Genomic DNA, 15,335 nt, shown 5'->3' with positions numbered 1-15,335 from the left:
ACCACCGCCCAGCGGTGGGCCGCCCGCTACCGGGCCCTGGGCGAGGCGGGCATGAGCGACCACTCGTCCCGCCCGCACCACAGCCCCCGCCGGACGCCCACCCGGACCGAACGCCGGATCATCAAGGTCAGGGTCCTGCGCCGCTGGGGCCCCGCCCGTATCGCCCACCTCCTCGGCCTCGTGCCCTCGACCGTCCACCGCGTGCTGACCCGCTTCAGCCTGGCCCGCCTCTCGCATCTCGACCGCGCGACGGGACGGGTCATCCGCCGCTACGAACGCGACCGGCCGGGCGAACTCGTCCACGTCGACATCAAGAAGCTCGGCAACATCCCCGACGGCGGCGGCCACAAGGTCCTGGGCCGCCCGGCGGGCCGCAGAAACCGCTCCGGGGCCGGCTACGGCTACATCCACACCGCCGTCGACGACCACTCCCGCCTCGCCTACAGCGAGATCCTGCCCGACGAGAAGAAGGAGACCGCAACCGCCTTCTGGACCCGGGCCCACGCCTACTACACCGGCATCGGGATCACCGTCGAACGCGTCCTGACCGACAACGGGGCCTGCTACAAGTCCCACACCTGGCGGAACACGCTGGCGGCGGCCGGGATCACCCACAAGCGAACCCGGCCCTACCGCCCCCAGACCAACGGCAAAGTCGAACGCCTCAACCGCACCCTGCTCGACGAATGGGCCTACGCCCGCCCCTACCGCTCAGAGACCGAACGACGCGACGCGTTCCCGCAATGGCTCCACACCTACAATCACCACCGCGGACACACCCCACTCGCAGGCAAACCACCCGCCAGCCGCGTCCCCAACCTCACAAGGCAATACACCTAGGGCGGGTGTCCAGCGGAGGAGCCTCCTAGGGCACGTCTCCGCCGGAGGCGCTTCCTACGGGGCCGATTCCGCCGCCACCGCCGTGTCCAGGGTCGCCGTCACTTCCGATTCCTCCGGCGGGGCCGTGCGCGGGGGCAGCAGGGACTGGACCGCGATCCGCTGCGCGTCCGTCGTGGCCGCGTCGTACGGGTCCGGTGTGGCCGGGACCTGGAGCCGCAGCACCGGGCCCGTCCCCAGCCGCGCGTAGCCCCGCCCCGCCGGTGTCACGGACACCGGTGTCGTGTGCGGCGGGGCGCCGAGCACCCACTCCAGCAGGTCCGGCGCCGCCGGACCCAGCACCACACGGGCGCGCAGATGCTGCCGTACGGCGTCCCCGAGGGCGTCGACGCTGTCGGCGTGTTCGGCGACGACGACCGTGACGTTCGCCGCGCGGCCGTGCCGCAGCGGGATCTGGAGGAGGGAGAGCGGATCGCGGTCGCCATCCGTGACCGCCGCCAGATGACCGAGCAGGGAGGGGCGGTCCAGCAGGATCCACAGCGGGCGCCGGGTGTCGTCCGGCGGCGGATGCCCCGCCTGCCGCGCCTGGTTGACGGCGATCAGCCGCCGTTCCGTCTCCTGCGCGGCCCACTCCAGCCCGGCCAGTGCCCCGGCGAGCGCGCACTCGACCGCGAGGACGCCGTCCCGCCCGGTCAGACAGGCGTACTCGCCGGTGCTGCCGCCCTCGACGATGAGGATGTCGCCGTACTGGAGCGCCTGGAGGGCGATCGAGCGCAGCAGGGTCGAGGTGCCGCTGCCGGGCTGGCCGACGGCCAGCAGATGCGGCTCCGTGGAGCGGACGCCCGTACGCCAGACGACGGGCGGTACGTCGCGCTGCTCCGCCCCGTGGGTGAGCGGGAGCGTGCGCTGGACCTCGGCGGGGTCGGTGAAGCCGAGGACCGTCTCGCCCGGCGCGGTGACGAACCGCTGGGCGGTGATGTCGGTGGGCAGCGGGGCGAGGACGGTGACCGTGAGCCGGTTGCCCTCCTCGTCCCACCCGAAGTGATACTCACGGCCCCGGCCGGACTTGGCCGTGACGAGGTGTTCGACGCGGGCCCGCGCGGTGGGCTCGCCGTCCGTGAAGTAGGCCGGATAGTGGATCACCAGGCGGGTGATCCGGCCCGTGTCGTCGAAGTCGTGCGTGGTCAGCGCCTTCTCCCAGTCGCCGCCGTGGGCGTACATCGGCGCCGGGTCCTCGGCGGCCGAGAAGTACGGGACCAGGGCCTCGTAGAGGGACTGGAGGCGCTGGATCTGGGCGGCGTCCGGGCCGTCGGGCGCCGGTTCCTTCCGTTCCCGTCCCTGCCAGGCCGCCGCCGCCATCAGGGTGATGACGGCGAGCAGCGGGCCGTAGGGGACGAGCGCCACCACCAGGACGAGCGAGGCCACCAGGAAGAGCAGCGGTCCGCGTTTGTCCTTGGGGGTGTCGGCCCATCTGCGCCGCCCGGCTGCCGCCAGCCGGCGCATTCCGCGGGTGAGGGTGATCAGTGGATGGAGGACGTCGGTGGCGCCGTCGGCGGCCGTCCGGGCCAGTTCCCGGCCCCGGGCGAGCTGCGCGCCGCCGTTGCTCAGAATCGTGGGGAGGGGGCGCCGCGCCACTCTTGTCTCCTGACGGTGCGAACGGAAGTCGGGTACGGAAGTCGGGGTGGCGGCGGGGTGCCGCCGGTCGCGTGGAAGCGGGTCCCGCGTGGGGTCGGTCCCTGGGGGCGGGTCCCGCGCGGGGGCGGTCAGAACTTGATGCCGCCCAGCAGGCTCGCGAGGCTCTCGCCGCCCGCCTTGATGCTCGGCGCGATGGCCGTGCTGGCCAGATAGAAGCCGAACAGGGCGGAGATCAGCGCGTGCGACGCCTTCAGTCCGTCCTTGCGGAAGAAGATGAAGACGACGATGCCGAGCAGGACGACGCCGGAGATGGAGAAGATCATGAGGTCTCCTGGTGTGGAGGGGACAGTCACCATGAGTACTTCCAGGCTCACAGGATGTATCCATACGACAAAAGGTGCAAGTGAGTGAAATTCCCCTGTTTTCACTCGGCTGGCGGGGCTGCGGTCACCCCTCTGAGCTGCGCTTTCGCTCTTCCCGGGGCATAGGTGATCATTGGTCGCGGCTATGGGGGCCGCGTACCGGCACAGCCAGTACGCTGGCGATTCACCCGTACGGCGGCACCGCTCGCCGCCGTACGCTTGATGCGGGACGCCCCGGCCGCCCACCCAGCGGCCACCAAGGGCGTCCCTAGGTTCCGTCGTTCCACGCTTGTCTCCGGCGCGTCTCGGCGCGTCCCCTGTTCGTCCCTTGCCCGACCCTTGCTCGACCTTTGAACGTCCCTTGCATGTCCCTTGCATGTCCCTTGTTCGTCCAGCTTGTCCCCACGCTCGCAGTGAGAGGCGGTCCCGCCGATGAGTGAAGCCCCCGACCCCGAGGTCGTGGAGCTGGCCACCAAGATCTTCGATCTGGCCCGGCAGGGCGGGACCGACGCGCTGGTGGCCTATGTGGACGCCGGTGTTCCGGTGAACCTCACCAACGACCGCGGCGACTCCCTGGTGATGCTCGCTGCCTACCACGGCCACGCCGCGACGGTCCGTGCCCTGCTCGCCCGCGGCGGCGAGGCCGACCGGGTGAACGACCGGGGACAGACCCCGCTCGCCGGGGCCGTCTTCAAGGGCGAGCAGGACGTCATCCGGGTCCTGCTGGAAGCCGGAGCGGACCCTTCCGCCGGTACACCGTCGGCCGTCGACACGGCCCGCATGTTCGGCCGCGCCGAGCTGCTGGAACTGTTCGGCGCCACCTGATCCCAACCCCCTGACCAGGCAGAACAGGCTTCTTGGTCGGGTAGTCACGAGAAAACGGGGGAGGCGGTACCTGGCCGCCGGAAATATCGGTCGCGGCAGCGCAAAGCGCCGGGTCATCATGACGTCGTGATTCACGGACGCGATGGCTGGGCAGGTGTTGCCGCACCGCGCGGACCGTGATGCGGTCCGTACGGGCCACCAACGAGAGGCAGAGGAAGATGGCTTACAGCAAGCAGGAAACGGCGGGCGCCCCGACGTGTTGTCACGCGGCCAGGTAGTGCCAGATCTCCGGTTGCGTCGACGCTTGATGTGAGGCTGTTTCCCATGTTCGATCCGGTCATAGCGCCCAGTGGAACGCTGCTCGGCCTGCTCCAGCGGGGCCGCGGCGACGGAACGCTGCACGCGCTCACCGCCCCGCGCCCCGAGGCGCTCGCGGCACTGAACCACTGCGTGCTGCACGACCCCCGCCACGACTGGCAGGTGGAGAACCGCTCCCTCTACTACGCCCGGCTCTATCTCGACCTGGGCGGAGACCTCGACGCCGTCGAGGCCCATCTCTTCGACCCCGAGGACGTCCTGGACACCGAGGAGTGCCGTACCGGGCTCGCCCTCGCCGTCCTCGGCCACCTCGCCTCCTACGGCCGCCGTGACGCGCTGCTGCTGCTGCGCCGCTACGCCGCCACGGGCAGCAACTGGGCCTGGGCCCTGGACGAACTCGCGCTGCGCGACGACGACACCGGGCTGCGCGCCCTGGCCGAACCCGTCCTCGCCCGCTTCCCCGCCGACCCGGAGGGCGACGCCGCGCTCGCCGCCGCCGTACGCGACGCCTTCGAACCCCGGCCCTGGCGGTTGTGGGCGGAGGACCCCAGGGAGGCCGTCGCCACGCGCGTGCGGGCCGCCCAGGAGACCGGCTGCTTCGACCGCTGGCAACGGCAGATGCGGCCCACAGGACCCCGCCCCGGCTGGAGCGTGGCCGCCGTCCTCGAATGGGCCCAGCAGGGCGTGGAGCGCGGCGCGGCCCTCCATGTGCCCGCCGCCCGCTGCCTGACCGCCGTCGCCGGACCCGAGGACCGGCCCGAGATCCTGGCCGCCGCCCGGGACGGCGCCGAGGGCGCCCGCTGCACGGCCCTGCGCTATCTCGCCGACGGCAACGACCCCGACGCGCTCGCCCTGATCGAGGCCGCCGTGGCCACCGGTCCGACGCCGGTCGTGGAGGCCGCCGTCGACGCCTTCGAACGTATGCGCAGCGTGGCCGCCGTCGACCGCGCCCGAGGCTGGGCCCGGCGGCCCGATCCGCTCGGCGCCGCCGCCGGACGGATGCTCGCCTGCCGGGGCGGCACCCGCGACCGCGACCTGGTCCTCGGCGCCCTGCGCGAGGCCGTCCGGGGCGAGGGCCCCGACGCCGCCACCCTGTGGACGCTGGTCGACGGCACCGGACGGCTGGGAATCGTCTGCGCGGCGCCGGTTTTGCGCCATGTCTACCGGGAGACCGCCTCGTCCCACCTACGGGGCCGCGCCGCCCGCGCGCTCGCCGCCACCGACCCGTCCTTCGCCGCCGGGTTCGCCGTCGAGTGCCTGTGGGACTGCGAGGAGACCACCCGCGAGGTCGCCGCCCGGCACGCCGAGACCGGGGACAACCGTGTCGTGGACCGACTGCGCCGACTCGCCGCCGATCCCGCCGAGGAAACCGAGGTCCAGACCGCCGTACGCAGCAGGATCGGCCCCGAGGGCCCCGCGTGAACGGCCCCGCCGCCACCCCCTGCACGGCTTGCGCGGACACGGCACCATGAGCGGCTTACGTACGGTTCCGCGCCGACTCGCGCCCGCCGGGTGAACAAGGGATGACCCGCGGGCCAGGCGCCTATGACCGGCGTCTGGCCCGCGCGGGTGCGCAGCGCAACGCTCATGGGACGTTCCTCGTCCGGAAAGATCCACGTTGACGCGGCCACGTCCGACCCGGCGACAACACCCGTATGCGTGTCGTCATCGTGACCGAATCCTTTCCCCCCGATGTGAACGGCGTGGCCCATTGCGCGCTCCAGACCGCCCGACACCTCGTCGACCGCGGTCACACTCCGCTCGTCGTCGCACCGGCCACCGCCGCCGGACCGGGAGCCGACGCCCAGGCGCCGTGCCCCGTGGTCCGCATCCCGTCCCTTCCGCTCCCGGGCTACCCCCAGGTCCGCGTCGCCCTCCCCAGCCGACGCGTCACCGCCGCGATCACCGAGCACCGCGCGGACATCGTCCACCTGGCCAGCCCCTTCGTCCTCGGTGTGCGCGGCATGTCCGCCGCCGCCCGCCTCGGCCTGCCCGCCGTCGCCGTCTACCAGACGGACCTGGCCGGGTACGCCCGCACCTATGTGCACGCCGGCGAAGGCGCCGCCTGGCGCCGCATCCGCTCCGTGCACACCGCCGCCGACCGCACGCTGGCGCCCTCCAGCGCCGCCCAGCACGATCTGGAGTCGCACGGCGTGCCCCGCGTCCGGCTCTGGGCCCGCGGAGTCGACACCGTCCGCTTCCGCCCCGAACTGCGCGACGAGGGGCTGCGCCGCGAACTCGCCCCGAACGGCGAACTGATCGTCGGCTACGTCGGTCGGCTCGCCCCCGAGAAGCAGGTCGAACTGCTCTCCGGGGTCTGCGCCCTGCCCGGCGTCCGGGTGGTCGTGGTCGGGGACGGGCCCAGCCTGCCGCAGCTCGAACAGGCGCTTCCGGGCGCCGTGTTCCTCGGCCGCCGTACCGGCGACGACCTCGCGCGGATCTTCGCCTCGTTCGACGTCTTCGCCCACACCGGGCCCTTCGAGACGTTCTGCCAGACCGTGCAGGAGGCCATGGCCAGCGGGGTTCCCGTGGTCGCGCCCGCCGCCGGTGGCCCGCTCGACCTGGTGGACCACGGCCGGACCGGGTTCCTGGTGCCGCCCCGCGACGCCGACGCCGTCCGGGACGCCGTCCGGGCGCTGGCCGTCGATCCGGCGCTACGGGCGTCCTTCGGCGCCACCGCGCGGGTCACGGTCGAGGGCCGGACCTGGGCCGCGATCGGGGACCAGCTCATCGGGCACTACGAGGACGTCCTCGCCGCGCGGAAGGCGGTGCTGGCGGCATGAGCGGTGGGGTGCGTGGGGGTGAGGAGGCTTCCGGGGCGGGGGGTACCGGTGGGCTTCTGAGTGGTGCTGGAGGAGCTGGAGGGTTTGATGTTTCCGGCTCGTCGGGGAGTGCTGCCGGGGGTTCTGGTCCGTCTGAGGGGGATGAGGTTCTTGGTGTCTCCGATGCCTTCGGTGCTTCCGGTGCTTCCGGTGCTTCCGGTGCTTTTGGGATGTCCGGTGTCTCCGGGGTGACTGGTGCCTTTGGGGTGCCCGGGGCCTTTGGGGTGTCCGGAGCCCTCTGTTCGGCCGATGCGTCTGCGGACGGGGTCGGCGAGTCGGGTCGGCCGCTGCGGATCGTCCGGCTGGCGAACTTCGTCGCCCCCGCCTCCGGCGGACTGCGCACCGCGCTGCGGGAACTCGGCCGGGGCTTCAAGGCCGCCGGGCACGAGCCGGTGCTCATCGTGCCCGGCGAGCGGCACACCGACCGGGAGACCGAGCAGGGCCGGGTCATCACCCTGCCCGGCCCGGTGCTGCCCGGCACCGGCGGCTACCGGGTCCTGCTCGACAAGCGCCGGGTCGCCCGGCTCCTGGAGGACCTCGGCCCGGACCGGCTGGAGGTGTCCGACCGTACGACCCTGCGCTGGACCGGCACATGGGCCCGGCGCGCGCGGGTGCCCGCCGTGATGGTCTCCCATGAGACCGCCGACGGTGTCCTGCGCACCTGGGGGTTGCCCGAGGGCCTGTCCCGGCGCGCCGCCGACGCGCTGAACGTCCGCACGGCCCACACCTACGCGCGGGTCGTGTGCACCACCGAGTTCGCCGAGCGCGAGTTCGTCCGGATCGGCGCCCGCAACGTCGTACGCGCCCCCCTGGGCGTCGACCTCATGGAGCGCCACCCCGCGCTTCGGGCGCCCGCCCTGCGAGCGCGTTACGCGCGCCAGGACGAGGTGCTGCTCGCCCTGTGCTCCCGTCTGTCGGTCGAGAAGCGGCCCGGCACGGCGCTGGACGCCCTGGAGGCGCTGCGGCGGCGCGGAGTGCGGGCGGTGCTCGTGGTCGCCGGGGACGGCCCGCTGCGGGCCCGGCTCGAACAGCGGGCCGCCGAGCGCTCGCTGCCGGTGACCTTCCTCGGCCACCTCTCCGACCGTCCGCTGCTGGGCGCCCTCCAGGCCACCGCCGATGTGTGCCTGGCCCCCGGACCGGCCGAGACCTTCGGACTGGCCGCGCTGGAGGCCATGGCCTGCGGCACGCCGGTCGCGGTCAGCGCGTCCTCCGCGCTGCCGGAGGTCGTCGGCTCCGCCGGGGCCGTCGCCGCCGACACCGGGGAGGCGTTCGCCGACGCCGTCACCCTGCTCCTGGAGCGCTCCGAGCCGGGGCGGCGGGAAGCGGCGCGCGCACGGGCCGAGTGCTTCGGCTGGGGCACCGCGGTGGAGTCCTTCCTCGCCGCGCACGACGCCGCCGTACGCGCGCCGCGCGGGTCCTGGCTGCCGGGAGGCGTGGCATGAGACCCGCGCGTTTCGTGGCGCTCGGCGACTCGCTCACCGAGGGGGTGGGCGACCCCACGGGGAAGGGCTGGCGCGGCTGGGCCGCGCTGCTCGCGGGCGGACTCGTCGAACGCCCCGCCGACTTCACCAACCTCGCCGCCAGCGGGGCACAGACCAGGGATGTCCTGGAGACCCAGCTGCCCGCCGCGCTGGCACTGCGGCCGGACGTGGCGTCCGTCGTCGTCGGCGTCAACGACACCCTGCGCGCCACGTTCGACATACGGGCGGTGGCCGCCCGGCTGGACACCGTGTACGCGGCGTTCACCGAGCGCGGCACCACGGTGCTCACGGTGTGTCTGCCCGACCCCGGCACGATGATGGGACTCCCGGGCGTGTTGGCCGACCCGCTGGCCCGCCGCCAGCGGGCCGTGAACACCGTCGTCCACGCCCTGTCGGAGCGCTATGGGGCGGTCCATCTGCACGCCGCCGAGGACGACTGGACGACGGACCGCGCGATGTGGAGCGCCGACCGGATGCATCCCAGCGAGCGCGGGCACCGGCAGCTCGCGCTGCGCTCGCACGCCCTGCTGACGGCGGCGGGCGTACGGATGGGCGGGCCGCCTCCGACCGCCGCACCGGAGTTCCCGGCGCCCACCCGCGCGGCCGGCCTGTGGTGGCTCGCCACGGCCGGGACGGCGTGGGTGGTGCGGCGCTGCGGGGATCTGCTGCCGCAGCTCCTGCGGCTCGCCGTGGACGAAGTGCGGCACCGGGCCCGGGGGACCAGCGCGCGGCTGGACCTGCGGGCCTCACAGGCGTGCGCCGCCGCGCTGGCCTCGCTGCCGTTGGTGGGGGACGCGGCGGAGCCGGAGGCGGCGTGAAGGGCGCTGAGGGTGACGGCGTGGCGTCGGCCTCGGCTGGAGGTCACTAGCGGCTCTTGTGCCCCGCCCGTACGAACCGGACCGGTGTTCCCGGCCGGGCCTGGGCCGTCGCCGGGAGGTCCGCCACCGTGACCACCGCGATCACGGGGTAGCCGCCGGTGGTCGGGTGGTCGGCCAGGAAGACGACGGGGCGGCCGTCCGGAGGGACCTGGACTGCGCCCAGGACCAGCCCTTCGCTGGGCAGTTCACCGGGGACGGCCCGCTCCAGGGCGGGCCCCTCCGTACGCAGTCCGATGCGGTTGCTCGCGGCGGCCACGCGGTACGCGCGCGTGGTGAGGGTGCGCACGGCGTGTCGCGTGAACCAGTCGTCGCGCGGGCCGAGGGCGACCCGCAGGATCAGCTCGGCCGGTGGCCCCGGCTGGGGAGCCGTGTCCACGCGGGCGGGCGGACCGGTCACCGGTCCCAGGGGCAGGACCGTGCCGTCCGTCAGGGGCGGCGGCCCGAGGCCGGAGAGCAGATCGGTGGAGCGGCTGCCGAGGACCGGCTCCACGGCGATGCCACCGGAGACGGCGACATAGCCGCGGACGCCCGCGACGGCCGGGCCGACATCCAGCAGCGCCCCGGCGGGAACACGTACGGGGGCTCCCCAGGGCACCGGACGGCCGTCCACGGTGACGGGGCCGGGGGCGCCGCCGACCGCCGCGACGAGCGGCGAACGCGGGCGCAGCGCACAGCCGGTGAGGGTCGTCTCCAGGACGGCCGCGTCGACGGGGTTGCCCACGAGACGGTTGACCAGGGCCGCCGCGGGGGCGTCGAGCGCGCCTGAGTGCGGGACGCCCAGGTGTGCGTGTCCGGGGCGGCCCAGGTCTTGGACCGTGGTGAGCGCGCCCGCGCGGACGACGGCGAGTGCGCGGTCCGTCATAGGGTGGCTCCGGTGGCTCCGGTGGCTCCGGTGGCTCCGGTGGCTCCGGTGGCTCCGAAGGGTCTGAGGGGCATGTGGGGCTCGTCGGGTGTGGCGCCTCGGGCAGTACCAGCGGCGCCAGCGGCCTCAACGGCACCAGCAACCTCAGCGGCCCCGGCGGCCCCAGCAACCCCTACGCCCCCGTCCCCGTCCCCCTCCCCCCGGACCACGAACCGCACCCGCGTGCCTGGCGAGAGCAGCGCCGCCGGTTCCCGCGCCGGGTCCCACAGCACGGCGTCCGTCGTACCGATGAGCTGCCAGCCGCCCGGCGAGGAACGCGGGTAGACGCCCGTGTAGGGCCCCGCCAGGGCGACCGACCCCGCCGGGACGGCCGTGCGCGGAGTGGTCCGGCGCGGTGTGTCGTAGCGGGCGGGGAGACCGGTCAGGTAGCCGAAGCCGGGGGCGAAGCCGCAGAAGGCGACGCGGAACTCGGTCCCCGCGTGGATACGGGCCACGTCGTCAGGTGCGACGCCCCAGTGCGCGGCGACATCTGCGAGGTCGGGGCCGTCGTAGCGCACCGGCACCTCGACGGTCTCCCCGGTGCGCGGGGGAGTGGGCGGCAGGACCGTCCCGGCCAGTTCGGCGGCCAGCCGCGCCGGGTCGGTGAGCCCGTCCAGGAGGACCGTCCGCGCGGCGGGCACGATCTCCCGCACCGTCAGGGAGCCCGCCGCGCGGCGCCGGACCAGCTCCGCGTGCAGGGCCTGCGCCTCCTCGCCGCTGCCGACCTCGACGAGCAGCGCGTCCGCGCCGACCGGCAGCGCCCTCATGTGCCCGCCTCCCCTCGCGCCTTCATGTGTACGCCTCCGCGTACACGCTTCCCATGCGCCCGGTTCCGGACGCCTTTCCCCTGCGCCCGGCTGTCGACGCGGTGACCCGCCTCCTCATCCGAACGCCTCGACCCGTATCCCGGACTCCTCCAGGCGCTGCCGCACCCGGCGGGCCAGTTCGACGGCGCCGGGCGTGTCGCCGTGCAGGCACAGGGAGCGTGCCCGCACCTCGACGGTGGCCCCGTCGTGTGCGACGACCGTCCCGGTCCGCGCCAGACCCACCGAACGCTCCACCACGGTCTCCGGGTCGGTGACCAGGGCGCCGTCCTGACCGCGCGGCACGAGCGTGCCCCGCGCGGTGTAGGCGCGGTCCGCGAACGCCTCGGTGACGGTCGGGAGCCCGGCTTCGGCGGCCAGGGCGAGGAGCCGGGAGCCCGGGAGGCCGAGCAGCGGGAGGCGCGGCGCCGACGGACCGTCGGCGGGCAGCGCGGGGCCGCTCGCGAGGAGCACACCGTCGATCACCGCGGCGGCCTGCTCCTCGTCGTGCACGACCCGGTTGTAGAGCGCCCCGTGCGGTTTGACGTAGGCCACACGGGAACCGGCGGCACGCGCGAACACCTCCAGGGCGCCTATCTGGTACGCCACTTCGGCGGCGAGTTCGGCGGGCGGCACGTCCATGGCGCGCCGCCCGAAACCGGCCAGGTCCCGGTAGGAGACCTGGGCGCCGATCGTCACCCCGCGCGCGGTGGCCTGTTCGCAGACCCGGCGCATGGTCGCCGCGTCCCCGGCGTGGAAGCCACATGCCACGTTGGCGCTGGTGACGACCGACAGCAACTGCTCGTCATCGGTCAGCCGCCAGCGGCCGAAGCCCTCGCCCAGGTCGGCGTTCAGATCGATGGCTGTCACGGTCATGCTGTGCTCGTCGCTCCCTTCGGATCGGGTAGGGGCCGCCGGGTCGGTCCGGACGGTCCCGATAGGGCGGGCCTGGCGGGGAGGGCCTGGGGAACGCGGCCTGGCGGGGAGGGCCCCAGGCGCCGGGTCCCACAAGCACCGGCCCTGAACCGCCGGGTCCCACAGCACCGGCTTCGAACCGCCGGGTCCCACAGCACCGGCCCCCAACCGCCGGACGGTCGATCCACCGGGTCCCGCATCGCGTGCTGGCCGATCCGCCCGGTGGCCGACACGCCGAGCCCTCCCCTCTCATGCCACTCGATACTGCTCGTCCCGCGCGTCGGTCAGGAACATCTGTCCCGGCGCGTGGGTGAGGGCGAAGGGCGGGCACGAGGCCATCACCGCCGCCTGCGGTGTGACCCCGCACGCCCAGAACACGGGGATGTCGTCGGGCTCGGCGGCGACCGGCTCGCCGAAGTCGGGCCGGGCGAGGTCCTCGATGCCCAGTACGGAGGGGTCGCCGCAGTGCACGGGGCCGCCGTGCACCGCCGGGAGCAGACTGCTCTCCCGGATCGCCGCCGACAGCCGCTCCGGCGGCACCGGACGCATCGACACCACCAGGGGCCCGCGCAGCCGACCCGCCGGACGGCACTCCCGCGCGGTCACGTACATCGGCACATTGCGCCCCTGTTCGACATGGCGGATCGGTACCCCGGCGGCGGACAGCGCCCACTCGAAGGTGAAGCTGCATCCGATCAGGAACGTCACCAGATCGTCCCGCCAGTGCCCGACGACATCCGTCGGCTCGGCCACCAACTCGCCGTCCTGCCAGATCCGGTAGCGCGGCAGATCGGTGCGCAGATCCGCGCCCGGAGCCAGCACCGTGGCGTAGGACCCCGCGTCCGTCACGTCCAGGACGGGACACGGCTTCGGGTTGCGCTGGCAGAACAGCAGCATGTCGTAGGCCCAGTCCGCCGGCACCGCGATCATGTTGACCTGGGTGTGCCCGGCCGCGACCCCGGCCGTGGGCCCCGACACGCCCGAACGGAACCGGGCGCGCGCCGTCTTCGGGCTCCATGTGTGCGCACGCGGATGGACGAGGGTCAGGGGACGGTCCACGGGGCGGTCGATCTGGCGCGGCCTGTCCATCCGGCGCTCCTCCTGGGAGCCGCCGTCATGGTCGTCGCCGGGGCCGTTCCCCAGAGGAGCCCGCCCGCGCCCCGCGAAGTGGGGGCGGCCGTCGCGGCGTTCATGCGTTCCGTTCACACCAGTTCCTTCCCCCGGGTCTCCGGCAGCCCCAGCAGGGCGAGTGCCGCGAGACCGTATCCGATCGCGCCGAAGACCAGCGCACCGCCCACGCCCCAGCTCTCCGCCAGGAAGCCGACCGCCGTCGGGAACACGGCCCCCACCGCGCGGCCCGTGTTGTAGGTGAAGCCCTGCCCGGTGCCGCGTACGGCCGTCGGGTACAGCTCGCTCAGGAAGGACCCGAAGCCGCTGAAGATGGCCGACATGCAGAACCCGAGGGGGAAACCGAGCACCAGGACCAGGGTGTTGGCGCCGCTCGGGATGTTCGTGTACGCCAGGACGCAGACCGCCGACAGCAGCGCGAACAGCCAGATGTTGCGCCGCCGGCCCAGCCGGTCGGTGAGATAACCGCCGGTCAGATAGCCGAGGAAGGCCCCGGAGATCAGGAACGTCAGATAGCCGCCGGTGCCCACGACCGACAGGTCGCGCTCGGTCTTGAGATAGGTCGGGACCCAGGTCGCCAGCGTGTAGTAGCCGCCCTGGACGCCCGTCGACAGCAGCACGGCGAAGAGTGTGGTGCGCCGCAGACCGGGCTGGAAGATGGCTGAGAAGGACCCCGTGAAGGAGCCCGCGCGGGCGCTCTTCTCCCGTACGGCGGCGGCCTCGGGCGCGTCCTGGACACTGCGCCGCATCCAGACGACCAGCAAGGCGGGCAGGGCGCCGGTCCAGAACATCACCCGCCAGGCCAGATCGTCGTCCATGACGGAGAAGATCACCGTGTAGACGATCACGGCCAGGGCCCAGCCGACCGCCCAGGAACTCTGGATCCACCCCAGGGTCCGCCCCCGGTGCTTGGCGCTCGCGTACTCGGCGACCAGGATCGCGCCGACCGCCCACTCGCCGCCGAAGCCCAGCCCCTGGAGGGCGCGGAACACCAGCAGCGTCTCGTAGTTGGGCGCGAAGCCGCAGGCCACGGTGAAGACGGCGTAGGTGATGACGGTGATCATCAGGGCCTTGACCCGGCCGATCCGGTCCGCCAGGACGCCCGCGAGGGCGCCGCCGATCGCCGACACCACCAGGGTGACCGTGGTGAACAGCCCGGTCTGCCCGCTGTCCAGACCGAAGTAGGCGGCCAGCGCCACCATGCTCAGCGGCAGTGTGAAGTAGTCGTACGAGTCCAGCGCGTAGCCGCCGAAGGCGCCCGCGAAGGCGCGGCGGCCCCGGGGACCGAGGGCGCGCAGCCAGCCGAACGGGCCGTCGTCGCCGGGTCGCCCGCCGGGCGTGGCGGCGGTGCCGGGGGTCAGGGCCGGTGAGGGCGGAGGGGTCGTGCTCATGTGCACCTCGCAGAGGGAGGACGGGAGGGTGCCGGGTGATGAGCAGTGCCGTGCGGGAGCGGGGCGCCGCGCCCGGGGCGGGGCGGTGCCCTTCGCAGCAAGGTAGAGGATCGTTGAACGATCCTTCAATACCCACGTTGTTTCGTTCTGTCATCTGCGATTGAATTCCGGGCATGGCAGAGCAGCTGACGGGACTGGCCGACGACCGCGCGCTCCTCGGGCGCACCAGCACCGCGGAACGGGTCTCGGACATCCTCAGAAGCCGGATCGCCGAAGGCTTCTTCCCGCCCGGCACCCGGCTCTCCGAGGACGGCATCGGTGGCGCGCTGGGGGTCTCCCGCAACACCCTGCGCGAGGCGTTCCGCCTGCTCACCCATGAGCGCCTCCTGGTCCACGAGCTGAACCGGGGCGTCTTCGTCCGGGTCCTGACCGTCGAGGACGTCGAGGACATCTACCGCACCCGCCGCCTCGTGGAGTGCGCCGTGGTCCGTGGCCTCGGCGACCCGCCGTACGACGTCACCGGGCTCGCCGACGCCGTCACCGAGGGGCGCCGGTCCGCGCGGGACGGCGACTGGAAGGGTCTGGGCACCGCCAACATCCACTTCCACCGCGAACTGGTCTCCCTCGCGGGCAGTGAACGCACCGACGAGCTCATGCGCAGCGTCTTCGCCGAACTGCGGCTCGCCTTCCACGTGGTGGACGACCCGCGCGCCCTGCACGAGCCGTACCTCGCCCGGAACCGGCAGATCCTGGAGACCCTGGAGGCGGGCGACCGCGACGCGGCCGAGCGGCTGCTCGCCGGGTATCTGGAGGACTCCTTGGAGCGGGTGGTGGAGGTCTATCGGCGACGGGTGGCGGGAACGCCGTAGTCTGCCCGACCTGCCTTCAAGTGGCTGGAACGCGATAGTTGGTCTGGCTTGATCTCAAGTAAGTGGAATGTCATTGTCCGCCTGGTCTGCTCCAGGGTGGCCGAACGCCGTGGTGCACCCGGCCTGCGTCAAAGTGGACGGAACGCCGTAATTCATCCGGTTCGCCCTTG

At 73.5% G+C, this 15,335-nt stretch carries 13 protein-coding genes and 1 pseudogene; 7 read left to right on the top strand and 7 right to left on the bottom strand.

The genetic code is table 11. The features are described from left to right. The coding region (locus AB0D49_RS40110) for an IS481 family transposase (protein WP_362768637.1) at nt 1-840 on the top strand (840 nt) is incomplete at its 5' end. 54 nt (nt 841-894) lie between these two features. Here the strand turns inward: AB0D49_RS40110 and AB0D49_RS40105 are convergent. Together AB0D49_RS40105 and AB0D49_RS40100 are read right to left on the bottom strand one after the other, a co-directional pair. After that, nucleotides 895-2,472, bottom strand: coding sequence for a hypothetical protein (locus AB0D49_RS40105; protein ID WP_362768634.1), 1,578 nt, complete (start codon nt 2,470-2,472; stop codon nt 895-897). Between the two features lie 128 nt (nt 2,473-2,600). After that, nucleotides 2,601-2,795, bottom strand: a complete 195-nt coding sequence (locus AB0D49_RS40100) for a hypothetical protein (protein ID WP_362768631.1) — start codon at nt 2,793-2,795, stop codon at nt 2,601-2,603. Between the two features lie 471 nt (nt 2,796-3,266). On the opposite strand from AB0D49_RS40100, the gene AB0D49_RS40095 reads away from it, so the two are divergent. The 5 genes from AB0D49_RS40095 to AB0D49_RS40075 all read left to right on the top strand — a co-directional run bounded on the left by AB0D49_RS40095 (nt 3,267) and on the right by AB0D49_RS40075 (nt 9,098). Beyond that, the gene (locus AB0D49_RS40095) at nt 3,267-3,659 is read left to right on the top strand and encodes an ankyrin repeat domain-containing protein (RefSeq protein ID WP_362768628.1); all 393 of its coding nucleotides are present in this window, start codon (nt 3,267-3,269) and stop codon (nt 3,657-3,659) included. Nucleotides 3,660-3,983: 324 nt separating this feature from the next. Continuing rightward, nucleotides 3,984-5,399, top strand: coding sequence for a HEAT repeat domain-containing protein (locus tag AB0D49_RS40090; RefSeq protein ID WP_362768625.1), 1,416 nt, complete (start codon nt 3,984-3,986; stop codon nt 5,397-5,399). Between the two features lie 233 nt (nt 5,400-5,632). Then, a complete protein-coding gene (locus AB0D49_RS40085) occupies nt 5,633-6,760 on the top strand; it encodes a glycosyltransferase family 1 protein (protein WP_362768622.1) in 1,128 nt (375 codons plus the stop codon). A gap of 326 nt (nt 6,761-7,086) precedes the next feature. Beyond that, nucleotides 7,087-8,241 carry a glycosyltransferase gene (locus AB0D49_RS40080; RefSeq protein ID WP_362768652.1) on the top strand — a complete coding sequence of 385 codons (1,155 nt, stop codon included), beginning with the start codon at nt 7,087-7,089 and terminating at the stop codon, nt 8,239-8,241. Further along, a complete protein-coding gene (locus AB0D49_RS40075) occupies nt 8,238-9,098 on the top strand; it encodes an SGNH/GDSL hydrolase family protein (protein WP_362768619.1) in 861 nt (286 codons plus the stop codon). Before AB0D49_RS40080 ends, AB0D49_RS40075 begins: the two co-directional genes overlap by 4 nt. Before the next feature lie 46 nt (nt 9,099-9,144). Here AB0D49_RS40075 and AB0D49_RS40070 read toward each other — a convergent pair whose 3' ends face one another. From AB0D49_RS40070 to AB0D49_RS40050, 5 genes and pseudogenes are all read right to left on the bottom strand, one after another. Beyond that, nucleotides 9,145-10,020, bottom strand: a complete 876-nt coding sequence (locus AB0D49_RS40070; RefSeq protein WP_362768616.1) for a biotin-dependent carboxyltransferase family protein — start codon at nt 10,018-10,020, stop codon at nt 9,145-9,147. Nucleotides 10,021-10,226: 206 nt separating this feature from the next. Continuing rightward, nucleotides 10,227-10,826 (bottom strand): annotated as a pseudogene (pxpB, locus tag AB0D49_RS40065) (5-oxoprolinase subunit PxpB); the annotation flags it as partial. Nucleotides 10,827-10,940: 114 nt separating this feature from the next. Continuing rightward, nucleotides 10,941-11,732: a 5-oxoprolinase subunit PxpA gene (locus tag AB0D49_RS40060; RefSeq protein WP_362768650.1), complete on the bottom strand. Its 792-nt coding sequence runs from the start codon at nt 11,730-11,732 to the stop codon at nt 10,941-10,943. 294 nt (nt 11,733-12,026) lie between these two features. Then, a complete protein-coding gene (locus AB0D49_RS40055) occupies nt 12,027-12,866 on the bottom strand; it encodes a putative hydro-lyase (protein WP_362768647.1) in 840 nt (279 codons plus the stop codon). Nucleotides 12,867-12,979: 113 nt separating this feature from the next. Further along, nucleotides 12,980-14,296 (bottom strand): MFS transporter, encoded by a 1,317-nt coding sequence (locus AB0D49_RS40050; protein ID WP_362768613.1) that lies wholly within the window; start codon nt 14,294-14,296, stop codon nt 12,980-12,982. A gap of 173 nt (nt 14,297-14,469) precedes the next feature. On the opposite strand from AB0D49_RS40050, the gene AB0D49_RS40045 reads away from it, so the two are divergent. After that, the gene (locus tag AB0D49_RS40045) at nt 14,470-15,165 is read left to right on the top strand and encodes a GntR family transcriptional regulator (RefSeq protein WP_362768611.1); all 696 of its coding nucleotides are present in this window, start codon (nt 14,470-14,472) and stop codon (nt 15,163-15,165) included. Nucleotides 15,166-15,335 lie beyond the last annotated feature (170 nt).

Origin of the sequence: Streptomyces sp. NPDC048290 (assembly GCF_040652095.1) — a bacterium.
Classification (GTDB): Bacteria; Actinomycetota; Actinomycetes; order Streptomycetales; family Streptomycetaceae; genus Streptomyces.
This window is presented reverse-complemented; position numbering and strand designations above follow the sequence as displayed.

What these genes read in the sequence shown, in the direction of transcription:
- AB0D49_RS40075 (WP_362768619.1), top strand. Translation starts at nt 8,238, where the DNA reads ATGAGACCCGCGCGTTTCGTGGCGCTCGGCGACTCGCTCACCGAGGGG.
- AB0D49_RS40090 (WP_362768625.1), top strand. Translation starts at nt 3,984, where the DNA reads ATGTTCGATCCGGTCATAGCGCCCAGTGGAACGCTGCTCGGCCTGCTC.
- AB0D49_RS40045 (WP_362768611.1), top strand. Translation starts at nt 14,470, where the DNA reads ATGGCAGAGCAGCTGACGGGACTGGCCGACGACCGCGCGCTCCTCGGG.
- AB0D49_RS40095 (WP_362768628.1), top strand. Translation starts at nt 3,267, where the DNA reads ATGAGTGAAGCCCCCGACCCCGAGGTCGTGGAGCTGGCCACCAAGATC.
- AB0D49_RS40055 (WP_362768647.1), bottom strand. Translation starts at nt 12,866, where the DNA reads ATGGACAGGCCGCGCCAGATCGACCGCCCCGTGGACCGTCCCCTGACC.
- AB0D49_RS40050 (WP_362768613.1), bottom strand. Translation starts at nt 14,296, where the DNA reads ATGAGCACGACCCCTCCGCCCTCACCGGCCCTGACCCCCGGCACCGCC.
- AB0D49_RS40100 (WP_362768631.1), bottom strand. Translation starts at nt 2,795, where the DNA reads ATGATCTTCTCCATCTCCGGCGTCGTCCTGCTCGGCATCGTCGTCTTC.
- AB0D49_RS40070 (WP_362768616.1), bottom strand. Translation starts at nt 10,020, where the DNA reads ATGACGGACCGCGCACTCGCCGTCGTCCGCGCGGGCGCGCTCACCACG.
- AB0D49_RS40085 (WP_362768622.1), top strand. Translation starts at nt 5,633, where the DNA reads ATGCGTGTCGTCATCGTGACCGAATCCTTTCCCCCCGATGTGAACGGC.